This window comes from Streptomyces sp. AC550_RSS872, from assembly GCF_019049285.1.
GTDB lineage: Bacteria > Actinomycetota > Actinomycetes > Streptomycetales > Streptomycetaceae > Streptomyces.
In genome coordinates this window covers 71,205-84,114 of the sequence record NZ_JAGMUL010000194.1, presented here as the reverse complement: position 1 = coordinate 84,114, position 12,910 = coordinate 71,205, and the positions used below count along the sequence as shown (strand labels likewise).

The window sequence follows — 12,910 nt, the reverse complement described above, 5'->3', positions numbered from 1 at the left end:
CTGTCAACTCCGGCAAGGTTCGTCCAAGATCCTGTGAACCCACCGGCCGAGGTACCCGACTGTCAGACCCCCGTGGAACACTGATCGCGTTGCGGAAGTGAACGGGGCGGCCCATGTGGCCGGGCGGGCCCGGGTGGCCGGTGGGGAGCAGGTACTGATGAGCAAGCGGCAAGTACAGAAGATGCTGCGGCTGATGGCGAGCGGGGAGCCGGTCGAGCTCACCAGTCCCCTGGCCTCGGTGAAGAAGCTCGCCAGACTCGCCTTCATCGCCCAGCAGTTCGGGTACGAGTACGTGGACGTACGGCAGAGCGCCGGGCGGAACAACGCGCTCGTGATGCTCATCGCCCCCGACCCCAGCCCGCAGGCCCGCGCCCGCGCCGGGCAGAACTGGGCGCAGTATCCGAACGCCGGCGACGGAGTGTCCGTACCGCCCCTGATCCCCGACGCCTTCGAACTGCTCAAGGCCCGTATTAACTTCGATCTCACCGGCAAGAGTGCCGAGAAGCGGATGGGCTACGCCGCCATCGGCCTCACCATCGGCGCCGTGATCCTCGGACTGCGGCTCGGCGCGGACGGTGCCGCCTGGGTCGCCGCGTTCCTCACCTGGGCGTTCTTCATGGCGATCGTCGGCATCGGCTTCGCCGTCACCCGCAAGCGCAACGTCAAGTTCGCGGCCCGCCTCCAGGCCGCCGGGTTCATGCCGATCACCGACCAGGCGGGTCGGGTGCGCTACCTGCCGCCCGGCGCGCAGATCCCGGGACAGCACAACTCCTTCGCCTCCGGGCCTTACGGCAACCAGCCCCCGGCCCCTACGGCGGTGCCCCGCACCAGCAGGGGTACGGCCAGCCGCAGCCCCAGCCGCCGCAGCCCCCGTACGGTCAGCAGCCACCGCCGCAGCCGTACGGCCAGCCCCAGCCCTACCCCCAGCAGAACCCCCAGTGGCAGCCCCCGCAGCGCTGAAGCCCCCATGCCGACGTCCCCTGTACAGGGCACGGCCAACAAACCTCTCATCCGTCCATCTCGCTGGGTGAGAGCAAAGTTCCTTTCCGGTCACTCGGTGCCACAGTGTGGAAACGAGCCCTCCCTACCTTCGGGATCAGCCACTCATAGCGCGACCGAGCCCGAAGTACCGTGGAGGCGTCATGACAGCCAGTAGCACAGCCCCCGCTGCGAGCAGGGGAGGCCGCTGGATCGAGCACTGGGATCCCGAGGACGAGACCTTCTGGAACGAGACCGGAGAGAAGGTCGCCAAGCGCAACCTCTTCTTCTCCGTCCTCTCCGAGCACATCGGGTTCTCGATCTGGACCCTGTGGTCGGTGATGGTGCTGTTCATGGGTCCGCAGTACGGCCTCACCCCCGCCGACAAGTTCACCATCGTCTCCATGGCAACGCTGGTCGGCGCTGTCGTCCGCGTGCCGTACACCTTCGCCGTGGCGATCTTCGGCGGCCGGATGTGGACGGTCGTCTCGGCGAGTCTGCTGCTCGTGCCGACGGTCGCCGCGTTCGTGGCGATGGAGCCGGGGACGTCGTTCGGCACGTTCCTGGTGTGCGCGATGCTGGCCGGTGTCGGTGGCGGGAACTTCGCTTCCAGCATGACCAACATCAACGCCTTCTTCCCGCTCAGGAAGAAGGGATGGGCGCTCGGACTCAACGCCGGCGGCGGCAACATCGGCGTCCCCGTCGTACAGCTCATCGGTCTCGCGGTCATCGGCGCGAGCGGCGGCCCGCGCCTGCTGCTCGGGATCTACATCCCGTTCATCGTGATCGCCGCCGTCCTCGCCTGGCTGAAGATGGACAGCATCGCGTCCGTCAAGAACGACACCGGCGCCGCCAAGGACGCCGCGAAGGACGCTCACACCTGGATCATGTCCTTCCTCTACATCGGGACGTTCGGCTCGTTCATCGGCTACAGCTTCGCGTTCGGCCTGGTCCTGCAAACACAGTTCGGCCGCACGCCGCTCCAGGCCGCCTACGTCACCTTCATCGGCCCGCTGCTCGGCTCCCTGATCCGCCCCCTCGGCGGCTCGCTCGCCGACAAGTTCGGCGGCGCGAAGATCACGCTGTGGAACTACGTCGCCATGGCCGCCGCGACCGCCGTCATCATCGTGGCCTCGATGCGGGAGTCGCTGCCGCTGTTCACCGTCGCCTTCATCGCCCTGTTCGTGCTGACCGGCCTCGGCAACGGCTCGACGTTCAAGATGATCCCCGGCATCTTCCACACCAAGGCCCTCGCCAAGGGGCTCACCGGTGAGGAGGCCGCCGTCTACGGCCGCCGGCTCTCCGGTGCCTCCATGGGCCTGATCGGCGCGGTGGGCGCGCTCGGCGGGCTCGGCATCAACCTCGCCTTCCGTCAGTCCTTCCTCACCGTGGGCTCCGGCACCGGCGCCTTCCTCGCCTTCCTTGCCTTCTACGGCGTCTGCTTCGTGGTCACCTGGGCCGTATACCTTCGCCGCCCGGCTGCCTCCGAGACCAACGCCACAGCGACGACGGAGGCAAAGCCGCAGCTCAGCTACGCGGAGGTGTGACGTAACACCACCGACATCAAGCCGAACCGAGCCTGTCACGCACCGTTGACAGGCTCGCTCGGCATGCAGGTGTGACCACCATGGGTGCGATCAGGAGCCGCTCCCAGCCACCCCCGGTGGCGCCACCTGGCGCAGGCACCACAACTCGAGTGCGGGACGAGAGTTATGTACGACGAACAGCAGCAACCTGACCACGGACCTCTCGCGGGCTTCACCGTGGGCGTCACCGCCGCGCGCCGGGCCGACGAGCTCGGGGCGCTGCTCCAGCGGCGCGGCGCCGCCGTGCTGCACGCCCCTGCCCTGCGCATCGTGCCGCTCGCCGACGACAGCGAACTGCTCGCCGCCACCAAGGAGATCATCCAGCGGACGCCGGACGTCGTGGTCGCCACGACCGCGATCGGCTTCCGGGGCTGGATCGAGGCCGCCGACGGGTGGGGGCTGGGCGAGGACCTGCTGGCCCGGCTGCGCGGCGTCGAGCTGCTCGCGCGCGGCCCCAAGGTCAAGGGCGCGGTACGGGCCGCCGGGCTGACCGAGGAATGGTCGCCGTCCAGCGAGTCCATGGCCGAGGTGCTGGACCGGCTGCTGGAGGAGGGCGTCGAAGGGCGCCGGGTCGCCATCCAGCTGCACGGGGAGCCGCTGCCCGGGTTCGTGGAGTCCTTGAAGGCCGGGGGAGCGGAGGTGCTCGGGGTGCCGGTGTACCGGTGGCTGCCGCCGGTGGACATCGGGCCGGTCGACCGGCTGCTGGACGCCACGGTCTCCCGCGGTCTGGACGCCGTCACCTTCACCAGCGCCCCGGCCGCCGCGTCCCTGCTGTCGCGGGCGGAGGAGCGCGGGCTGCTTCCCGAGCTGCTCGCCGCCCTCCACCACGACGTCCTGCCGGCCTGCGTCGGGCCGGTCACCGCGCTGCCCCTCCAGGCCCTCGGCGTCGACACCGTCCAGCCCGAACGCTTCCGGCTCGGGCCGCTGGTCCAGCTGCTGTGCCAGGAGCTGCCCGGGCGGGCCAGGTCCCTGCCGATCGCCGGGCACCGGGTGGAGATCCGCGGGCACGCCGTGCTCGTCGACGGGGTGCTGCGGCCGGTGCCGCCGGCGGGGATGTCCCTGCTGCGGGCGCTGTCGCGACGGCCGGGATGGGTCGTGCCGCGGGCGGATCTGCTGCGGGCGCTGCCGGGGGCGGGGCGCGACGAGCACGCCGTCGAGACGGCGATGGCACGGCTGCGTACGGCCCTGGGGGCGCCGAAGTTGATCCAGACGGTGGTGAAGCGGGGGTACCGGCTGGCGCTGGACCCCGCTGCCGACTCCAAGTACGCGGACGTGTGACCTCCGTCGGCCTGGCCGGCCTCGTCCGCGAGCGCCGACCGGGCCGGGCCGGGCAACGGCCGGTACGAGGGGTTCCGGCTCCGCCCCTGGGCAGGCACTGTTAGAGGGAACACCGACCCCTTCTGACCGGGGTGACCCCTAGGGGGTGACAGGCACATGGCACTGGGTTCGGCCACGGGCGCGTACGAGCTGCGGTTCGACGCGGGGCGGCTCTGTCTGGATCTCCTCGCGACGACGCACCCCGAGGAACGGTTCGACTCGGTCGAGGTGTTGCGCACCTGGATCGTCGGGGCCGGTCTCGCGCCGCCGGGCACACCGCTGGGCCACGCCGACGCCTCCTGGCTCGTCGGCTTCCGTGAACTGCGCGGACGAATCGGGCAGTTGGTGCGCGGCGGCCTCGCGCCCGAGCCCTGGCCCTCGTACGACATCGCGCTCGCCCGGGTCAACGACGTCGCCCGTGCGGCGCCGCCCGCGCCTCGTGCCGTACGCGGGGAAGACGGCACCCTCGTCCGGCAGTTGGATCATCCGCCCGAGTGCGCGGCGCTGCTCGGCGCCCTCGCGCGGGACGCCCTGGAACTGCTCACCGATCCGGTCGCGCGGGCCGGGCTGCGGGAGTGCGAGGGCGACAACTGCCCGATCGTTTATGTCGATACGTCCCGGGGGCGCAGGAGGCGCTGGTGCTCCAGTGAGGTCTGCGGAAACCGGGAAAGAGTGGCCCGGCACCGTCGTCGCGCGGCCCTCACCCGCGCCTGACGGTCCGTTATGCGGCTTCTGTGGAACGGCCGTCGAAGTGATTTCGATTACATGCCGTTTACCTACGCACCCGTAGGGAAGCCCTCGATCGATCTTGCCGATGTGACGGAAATGTAAAGATCGCACGGTGGGAATGTGCTGTCATGTCCCGCTCGTCACGTCACTCCGAAGAAAACTGTCGCTTCACTTTGAACACTCAACGCGCCGCTTGCGTACGGGTGGTCGAGCGACCGACTGGGGGAACCCCCGGACATCGGAGGTGGGCGTGCGCAAGGATTCCGTCGTGGCCAATGAACGTGGATCGAGGGCCCGACATCGCATGTCCCAGCCCTCGGAACCTGATGAGGAGCTGATGCGTGCGCTGTACAGAGAGCACGCCGGACCCCTCCTTGCGTATGTCCTTCGACTGGTCGCCGGTGACCGGCAACGAGCAGAGGACGTCGTGCAGGAGACGCTCATCCGTGCCTGGAAGAACGCCGGACAGCTCAATCGAGCGACCGGATCGGTACGCCCCTGGCTGGTGACGGTCGCCCGGCGCATCGTCATCGACGGCCACCGCAGCCGGCAGGCCCGGCCGCAGGAGGTCGATCCGTCGCCGCTGGAGGTCATCCCCGCGGAGGACGAGATCGACAAGGCGCTGTGGCTGATGACGCTGTCGGACGCACTCGACGACCTGACCCCCGCCCACCGGGAGGTCCTGGTCGAGACGTACTTCAAGGGGCGTACGGTCAATGAGGCGGCCGAGACCCTGGGCATACCCAGCGGCACCGTTCGCTCAAGGGTCTTCTACGCCCTGCGGTCGATGAAGCTGGCTCTGGAGGAGCGGGGGGTGACGGCGTGATGAGTGTTTACGGGGGAAACCAGGGATTCGGGATGGGCGGTTCGGGTATGTCTGGACCCATGCAGGGACATTCGGCCCCGAGCGAGCACGAGACCGTCGGCGCCTACGCCCTCGGGATCCTCGACGACGCCGAGGCAACCGCTTTCGAGGCCCACCTCGCGACCTGCGAATGGTGCGCCCAGCAGCTGGACGAGCTCGCCGGAATGGAGCCCATGCTGGCCGCGCTCGCGGACCTGCCCGGCGCCGGCACGCCCGCGATCGGTGACTCCCTGTCCGCCAAGCCCAGCCCGCGCCTGGTGAACAAGCTCGTCGACGAGGTCGCCGAGCGCCGCGCCCAGAAGCGCCGGCGCAGCTTCTACATGGTCGCCGCCGCGGCCGCGCTCATCGTCGGCGGCCCGTTCGTGGCCGTGGCGACGAACGGCGACGACGGCAGCGGCGGTGGTGCCGAGGGGAACCCGACCGTGGCCGCGGCCAACCCCGCCAAGGACCTGTTCAACAGCATCGGGACCAAGGCCTCGGGCAACGACGCGACGACCGGCGTCAGCGCGACCGTCGCCATGTCGGAGAAGCTCTGGGGCACCGAGACGGCCCTTGAACTCAAGGGCGTCAAGGGGCCGCTCAAGTGTTCCCTGATCTTCGTCAGCAAGAACGGCGAACGCGAGACGGCCGCCTCCTGGTCCGTCCCGAAGTGGGGCTACGGCATCCCGGACGCCAAGACCGAGCAGGCCAGGAACCCGCTCTACGTCAGCGGCGGCGTGTCCATGTCCCCGGACGACGTGGACCACGTGGAGGTCATGGACTTCGACGGGAACAAGCTTGCCGAGGTCGACGTCTAGTCGTGGCGTAGCTTTTCCGGGTCCCCTTCGCGTACGGTTGACGGCTGCCCAGCACGTCAGAAGGGGGCCCGGTGGCCGCTCAGGCTCCACAGGAAACCGCGCTCGAAGACTCCTTGAGAGACCGGGAGATCGGCGTTGAACAGGAACACCTGGACCGGGTGTACCGACGGCTCGAGGAGAAGATCCACGAGGCCGAGTTCCTCATGAACGACGCGGCCAAGCGCGGCCAGGTCGGCACGCCCGGCGCACTCGCCGAGCGGGACGCCCAGGTCTTCCGGGCGGGTGTCCACCTCAACCGGCTCAACAACGAGTTCGAGGACTTCCTCTTCGGCCGGATCGACCTGCTGCTCGGCAAGGACGGCAAGAAGGGGCCCGACGGCGCGTACACCGCCGTCGAGCCCGCCGAGGGCGCGGTCCGCGAGGACAACACCGCCGACATCGCCGAGACCCTGCACATCGGCCGTATCGGCGTGCTCGACCAGGACTACGCCCCGCTCGTCATCGACTGGCGGGCCCCGGCCGCGGCGCCCTTCTACCGCTCCACCCCGGTCGACCCGGGGCGGGTCGTACGGCGCCGGGTCATCCGCTCCAAGGGACGCCGTGTGCTCGGCGTCGAGGACGACCTCATGCGCCCCGAGCTCAAGGCCTTCCTCGACGGCCACGAGCTGGCCGTCATCGGCGACGGCGCCCTCATGGCCGCCCTCGGCCAGGCCCGCAGCCACACCATGCGGGACATCGTGGCCTCCATCCAGGCCGAGCAGGACCTGGTCATCCGCGCCCCCGCCGCCTCCGTGACGTACGTCGAGGGCGGACCCGGCACGGGCAAGACGGCCGTCGCCCTGCACCGCGCCGCCTACCTGCTCTACCAGGACCGCCGCCGGTACGCGGGCGGCATCCTGATCGTCTCCCCGACCCCCCTGCTCGTCGCGTACACCGAGGGCGTCCTCCCGTCGCTCGGCGAAGAGGGCCAGGTCGCCATCCGGGCGATCGGCTCGCTGGTCGACGGCGCCGAGGCCACGCTGTACGACTCCCCGTCCACGGCCCGCGCCAAGGGCTCGTACCGCATGCTCAAGGTGCTGCGGAAGGCGGCGCGCGGCACGCTGGAGCTCGGGCCCGGAGGCCGCAGCGCGCAGGGCCGACCCGCCTCCGGTGACGCGGCGGCGAACCGGACGGGCCGGCTCGCCTTCGGTGACGACCCGGGCGACGACGACACCGGCACGCCCGCGCGGACCCCGGCCGGACCGCCCACCCGGCTGCGCGTGGTCGCCTTCGGCCGCCGCCTCGAGCTGGAGGCCGCGGAGCTGGAACGTATCCGCCACGCCGCCCTCGGCGGCACGGCCCCCGTGAACCTGCTGCGCCCCCGCGCCCGAAAGCTGCTGCTCGACGCCCTGTGGACGCAGTCGGGCGGCGCCACCCGCCACAGCGACCCGGAACTCGCCGCCGAGCTGCGCTCCTCCTTCGACGAGGACGTCAGCACGGAGGACAGCTTCCTCACCTTCCTCGACGCCTGGTGGCCGGAGCTGACGCCGCACACCGTCCTGGCCGCGATGGCCGACGAGCGCCGCCTCGGCCGCTGGGCCCGCCGCATCCTCAACCCCGGCGAGATCCGCAAGGTGGCCCGTTCGCTCAGACGGGACGGCTACTCCGTGCACGACATCGCCCTGCTCGACGAGCTCCAGGCGATCCTCGGCACCCCGGCCCGCCCCAGGAAGAAGCGCGACCTCGACCCGCTCGACCAGCTCACCGGCCTCGAGGAGCTGATGCCGGTCCGCGAGGAGTCACAGCGCGAGCGCGCCGAGCGGCTGGCCGCCGAGCGCACCGAGTACGCCCACGTCATCGTCGACGAGGCCCAGGACGTCACGCCGATGCAGTGGCGGATGCTCGGACGCAGGGGCCGCCACGCCACCTGGACGGTCGTCGGCGACCCGGCCCAGTCGTCCTGGTCCGACGTCGACGAGGCGGCCGAGGCCAGGGACGAGGCGCTGGGCACCCGTCCGCGCCGCCGCTTCCAGCTCACCGTGAACTACCGCAACCCGGCCGAGATCGCCCAGCTGGCGGCAAAGGTCCTGGCGCTGGCCATGCCCGGCTCGACCTCACCGTCGGCCGTCCGCTCCACCGGCGTCGAGCCGCGGTTCACCGTGGTGCGGGACTCGCTCGCCCACACCGTCCGCGAGGAGGCCGCCCGGCTGCTCGACCGCGTCGACGGCACGGTCGGCGTCGTCGTCGCCATGCAGCGGCGCGAGGAGGCGGCCAAGTGGCTCGCCGGACTCGGCGACCGGGTCGTGGCGCTCGGCAGCCTGGAGGCGAAGGGCCTGGAGTACGACGCGACGGTCGTCGTCTCCCCGGCGGAGATCGCGGACGAGTCGCCGGCCGGACTGCGCGTGCTGTACGTCGCGCTGACCCGGGCCACCCAGCAGCTGACGGTGGTCTCGGGGGAGCGGGACGAACCGGACGTGTCCGGGGTGCCCGACCTGCTCAGGGACTGACCGGAGGCCTGAGCGGAGACCGATTCGGATGAACACTCGGTGCGGGAATGGCCTTGGGGGATCCGTTTGTTAGCCTGGGTGTGGCACCGGCTCGATCCAAGCCCCCGGGCCCAACCTTCGTCGCTACGAGCGACCACTTGCCGCGAGGCGAGCATGGCGGGCCGGTGTCATGAACGGAGAGAAGAGACCCACGTCACCAAGTGACGTGGGTCTCTTTTCATGAGAAGACGTGGCGAACAATACGTTCGCAATTCAAGCCCGGCTAACTCCTACTCGGCGGTAGGTGCGACGATCGGACGGCATACCCAGCGTCACAGGTGAAAGCAGAGGAAGTCGGCCATGGCAACGGCGCCCAGCGTCTCCTACTCGATGACGGTCCGGCTGGAGGTGCCCGCGAGCGGAACCGCGGTCTCCCAGCTCACCGGAGCCGTCGAGTCCCACGGAGGCTCGGTCACCGGCCTCGACGTCACCGCCTCCGGGCACGAGAAGCTCCGCATCGACGTCACCATCGCCGCCACCTCCACGGCGCACGCCGACGAGATCGTCGAGCAGCTGCGCACCATCGAGGGCGTCACGCTCGGCAAGGTCTCCGACCGTACGTTCCTGATGCACCTCGGCGGCAAGATCGAGATGGCGTCCAAGCACCCCATCCGCAACCGTGACGACCTCTCGATGATCTACACGCCCGGCGTGGCCCGGGTCTGCATGGCCATCGCCGAGAACCCCGAGGACGCACGGCGTCTGACCATCAAGCGCAACTCCGTTGCGGTTGTGACGGACGGTTCGGCGGTGCTGGGCCTCGGCAACATCGGCCCGAAGGCCGCGCTGCCCGTCATGGAGGGCAAGGCGGCCCTCTTCAAGCGGTTCGCCGGCATCGACGCCTGGCCGATCTGCCTCGACACCCAGGACACCGACGCGATCGTCGAGATCGTCAAGGCCATCGCCCCGGGGTTCGCCGGCATCAACCTGGAGGACATCTCCGCGCCCCGCTGCTTCGAGATCGAGGCGCGGCTGCGCGAGGCCCTCGACATCCCCGTCTTCCACGACGACCAGCACGGCACCGCGATCGTCGTCCTGGCCGCCCTCACCAACGCACTTCGCGTGGCGGGCAAGGCGATTGAGAACATTCGCGTCGTGATGTCCGGTGCCGGCGCTGCCGGTACGGCCATCCTCAAGCTGCTGCTCGCGGCCGGCGTGAAGAACGCCGTCGTCGCCGACATTCACGGCGTCGTGCACGCCGGCCGCGAGGACCTGCGGGACGCCCCCGCGGACTCGCCGCTGCGCTGGATCGCCGACAACACCAACCCCGAGGGTCTGACCGGCACGTTGAAGGAGGCCGTGCGCGGCGCGGACGTCTTCATCGGCGTCTCCGCCCCGAACGTCCTCGACGGCGACGACGTGGCCGCCATGGCCGACGACGCGATCGTGTTCGCACTCGCGAACCCGGACCCCGAGGTCGACCCGGCAATCGCCCGTCAGACGGCCGCAGTTGTGGCCACGGGCCGCTCCGACTTCCCGAACCAGATCAACAACGTGCTGGTCTTCCCGGGTGTCTTCCGCGGTCTGCTGGACGCGCAGTCCCGCACCGTCAACACCGAGATGATGCTCGCGGCCGCGAAGGCGCTGGCGGACGTGGTGACCGAGGACGAGCTGAACCCGAACTACATCATCCCGAGCGTCTTCAACGACAAGGTCGCGGGCGCGGTCGCCGGCGCGGTGCGTGAGGCCGCGAGGGCCGCCACGACCGCGGCTGCGGGCGAGTAGTCACCCGGAATCAGTGCCTCACAGCCCGCGAAGTGTGCGTGGGCTGTGAGGATCGCCACGGCAAGCCCTTGTACCGGCGCGTCGTGGAACCTGGGGCCTCTGGACGCCGTTTATCGTGACGGCCAAGTTCAGGCCCTCTCTTCGTGTGACTCCCAAGGGTTGTCTCACGACTCCTCCGGGCGCCGGATTGGCTTTCCCGCCGCAGGTAGGGGCAGGATGCGTCTCTGGGCGCGAGGGTCTGACGACGGACCCGGGTCCCGGGTCTCACCGAGGACCCTGGCAGCATCGACATCGCTGTGCCCGACATGCGGCCCTGCCGCGTGGCACGCCTCAAGGCAATTGAACACGGGAGTAACAACATGAACCGCAGTGAGCTGGTGGCCGCGCTGGCCGACCGCGCCGAGGTGACCCGCAAGGACGCCGACGCCGTGCTGGCCGCGTTCGCCGAGACCGTCGGCGAGGTTGTCGCCAAGGGCGACGAGAAGGTCACCATCCCTGGCTTCCTGACCTTCGAGCGCACCCACCGTGCCGCTCGCACCGCCCGCAACCCGCAGACCGGCGACCCGATCCAGATCCCGGCCGGCTACAGCGTGAAGGTCTCCGCGGGCAGCAAGCTCAAGGAAGCGGCCAAGGGCAAGTAAGCGCTCCGCTTCGAGCGCCGGGGACTGAGCGCCGTTTGTGTCTGCCGGTCCGTTGTGGCTGGTCGCGCAGTTCCCCGCGCCCCTTTCGGGGCGCCCCAGTGAACGCCGATGGGCGGTCACCCTGAATCAGGGTGACCGCCCATCGGCGTTCGTACGACTGCGCTTGTTATCCCAGCGCCTTGCCCGGCAGTTCCACCTTCGCGCCCAACTCCACGAGCTTCTCCATGAAGTTCTCGTAGCCCCGGTTGATCAGGTCGATGCCGTGGACCCGGGACGTGCCCTGGGCGGCCAGGGCCGCGATGAGGTACGAGAAGCCGCCGCGGAGGTCGGGGATGACCAGGTCGGCGCCCTGGAGCTTGGTCGGGCCCGAGACGACCGCGGAGTGCAGGAAGTTGCGCTGGCCGAAGCGGCAGTCGGAGCCGCCGAGGCACTCGCGGTAGAGCTGGATGTGGGCGCCCATCTGGTTCAGCGCGGACGTGAAGCCGAGGCGGGACTCGTAGACCGTCTCGTGGATGATGGACAGGCCCGTGGCCTGCGTGAGGGCCACCACCAGCGGCTGCTGCCAGTCCGTCTGGAATCCCGGGTGGACGTCCGTTTCGAGGGCGATGGACTTCAACTGGCCACCGGGGTGCCAGAAACGGATGCCCTCGTCGTCGATCTCGAAGGCACCGCCCACCTTCCGGTAGGTGTTGAGGAACGTCATCATCGAGCGCTGCTGGGCGCCACGGACGTAGATGTTGCCCTCGGTCGCGAGCGCCGCGGACGCCCAGGAAGCGGCCTCCAGGCGGTCCGGGAGGGCGCGGTGGGTGTAGCCGCCGAGGCTGTCCACACCGGTGACGCGGATGGTGCGGTCGGTGTCCATCGCGATGATGGCGCCCATCTTCTGTAGGACGCAGATGAGGTCCTCGATCTCCGGCTCCACGGCCGCGTTCGAGAGCTCGGTGACGCCTTCGGCGAGCACGGCCGTCAGCAGGACCTGCTCGGTCGCGCCCACGGACGGGTACGGCAGCCGGATCTTCGTGCCGCGCAGCCGCTGCGGGGCCTCCAGGTACTGGCCGTCGGCGCGCTTCTCGATCGTCGCGCCGAACTGCCGCAGCACCTCGAAGTGGAAGTCGATGGGCCGGCCGCCGATGTCGCAGCCGCCGAGGCCCGGGATGAACGCGTGCCCGAGGCGGTGCAGCAGCGGACCGCACAGAAGGATCGGGATACGGCTCGAACCCGCGTGGGCATCGATGTCAGCGACGTTCGCGCTCTCCACGTGGGAGGGGTCCATCACCAGTTCGCCCGGTTCCTCACCCGGACGGACCGTCACCCCGTGCAACTGGAGCAGACCGCGTACGACCCGCACGTCACGGATGTCCGGCACGTTGCGCAGTCGACTTGGCGCGCTGCCCAGCAGGGCAGCCACCATGGCCTTCGGTACGAGGTTCTTCGCACCTCGGACACGGATCTCGCCCTCCAGCGGGGTTCCGCCGTGGACAAGCAGGACATCGTCGTTGACGGTCATGTATCTCGCGTTCCGATGAGTTGGGCAGGGGCCAGGAGGGAAAGGGTAATCGCCGCCGACCCCCCTTCTGTAAGCCCAAGGGCGGCTCAGGAACGTCATAGCTCTGTCACAACACGAACGGTTCCCCGTCGGGCACGAGCGGTCACCGCCCCGCCCGCGCGCCGGGCGGCGCTTCCGTCCGCCCTGAGCTGCATTCACTCCCGAACCGGCATTGCCTCCCCACATGGAGGGAAGATGCGG

The 12,910-nt window shown here is 69.9% G+C and carries 9 protein-coding genes and 1 pseudogene; 9 read left to right on the top strand and 1 reads right to left on the bottom strand.

Annotation, left to right across the window (positions count from 1 at the left end; translation table 11 throughout):
* Positions 1–157 precede the first annotated feature (157 nt).
* The 9 genes and pseudogenes from KUM44_RS40370 to KUM44_RS40330 all read left to right on the top strand — a co-directional run bounded on the left by KUM44_RS40370 (position 158) and on the right by KUM44_RS40330 (position 11,163).
* A pseudogene (locus KUM44_RS40370) lies at positions 158–960 on the top strand (hypothetical protein).
* A gap of 182 nt (positions 961–1,142) precedes the next feature.
* Positions 1,143–2,525, top strand: coding sequence for a NarK/NasA family nitrate transporter (locus tag KUM44_RS40365; RefSeq protein ID WP_217214743.1), 1,383 nt, complete (start codon positions 1,143–1,145; stop codon positions 2,523–2,525).
* Between the two features lie 165 nt (positions 2,526–2,690).
* Positions 2,691–3,842 carry a uroporphyrinogen-III synthase gene (locus tag KUM44_RS40360; RefSeq protein ID WP_217214742.1) on the top strand — a complete coding sequence of 384 codons (1,152 nt, stop codon included), beginning with the start codon at positions 2,691–2,693 and terminating at the stop codon, positions 3,840–3,842.
* A 156-nt stretch (positions 3,843–3,998) separates the two neighbouring features.
* Positions 3,999–4,595, top strand: a complete 597-nt coding sequence (locus tag KUM44_RS40355) for an ABATE domain-containing protein (RefSeq protein ID WP_217214741.1) — start codon at positions 3,999–4,001, stop codon at positions 4,593–4,595.
* A gap of 319 nt (positions 4,596–4,914) precedes the next feature.
* Positions 4,915–5,436, top strand: coding sequence for a sigma-70 family RNA polymerase sigma factor (locus KUM44_RS40350; protein WP_010039908.1), 522 nt, complete (start codon positions 4,915–4,917; stop codon positions 5,434–5,436).
* A complete protein-coding gene (locus KUM44_RS40345; protein WP_374202122.1) occupies positions 5,436–6,272 on the top strand; it encodes an anti-sigma factor in 837 nt (278 codons plus the stop codon). Before KUM44_RS40350 ends, KUM44_RS40345 begins: the two co-directional genes overlap by 1 nt.
* A gap of 71 nt (positions 6,273–6,343) precedes the next feature.
* Complete coding sequence (locus KUM44_RS40340; protein ID WP_217214739.1) at positions 6,344–8,758, top strand: UvrD-helicase domain-containing protein; 2,415 nt, start codon at positions 6,344–6,346, stop codon at positions 8,756–8,758.
* A 339-nt stretch (positions 8,759–9,097) separates the two neighbouring features.
* Positions 9,098–10,522 (top strand): NAD-dependent malic enzyme, encoded by a 1,425-nt coding sequence (locus KUM44_RS40335; RefSeq protein ID WP_217214738.1) that lies wholly within the window; start codon positions 9,098–9,100, stop codon positions 10,520–10,522.
* Between the two features lie 359 nt (positions 10,523–10,881).
* On the top strand, positions 10,882–11,163 hold the full coding sequence (locus KUM44_RS40330; RefSeq protein ID WP_007498188.1) for an HU family DNA-binding protein: 282 nt from the start codon (positions 10,882–10,884) through the stop codon (positions 11,161–11,163).
* 166 nt (positions 11,164–11,329) lie between these two features.
* Here the strand turns inward: KUM44_RS40330 and murA are convergent, their stop codons facing one another.
* Positions 11,330–12,670: a UDP-N-acetylglucosamine 1-carboxyvinyltransferase gene (murA, locus tag KUM44_RS40325; protein ID WP_217214737.1), complete on the bottom strand. Its 1,341-nt coding sequence runs from the start codon at positions 12,668–12,670 to the stop codon at positions 11,330–11,332.
* Between the last annotated feature and the right edge of the window lie 240 nt (positions 12,671–12,910).

Bases quoted from the DNA above. Each gene is read 5' to 3' on its own strand.
- KUM44_RS40350 (WP_010039908.1), top strand. From the start codon at position 4,915: ATGTCCCAGCCCTCGGAACCTGATGAGGAGCTGATGCGTGCGCTGTAC.
- KUM44_RS40345 (WP_374202122.1), top strand. From the start codon at position 5,436: ATGAGTGTTTACGGGGGAAACCAGGGATTCGGGATGGGCGGTTCGGGT.
- KUM44_RS40335 (WP_217214738.1), top strand. From the start codon at position 9,098: ATGGCAACGGCGCCCAGCGTCTCCTACTCGATGACGGTCCGGCTGGAG.
- KUM44_RS40355 (WP_217214741.1), top strand. From the start codon at position 3,999: ATGGCACTGGGTTCGGCCACGGGCGCGTACGAGCTGCGGTTCGACGCG.
- murA (WP_217214737.1), bottom strand. From the start codon at position 12,670: ATGACCGTCAACGACGATGTCCTGCTTGTCCACGGCGGAACCCCGCTG.
- KUM44_RS40365 (WP_217214743.1), top strand. From the start codon at position 1,143: ATGACAGCCAGTAGCACAGCCCCCGCTGCGAGCAGGGGAGGCCGCTGG.
- KUM44_RS40330 (WP_007498188.1), top strand. From the start codon at position 10,882: ATGAACCGCAGTGAGCTGGTGGCCGCGCTGGCCGACCGCGCCGAGGTG.
- KUM44_RS40360 (WP_217214742.1), top strand. From the start codon at position 2,691: ATGTACGACGAACAGCAGCAACCTGACCACGGACCTCTCGCGGGCTTC.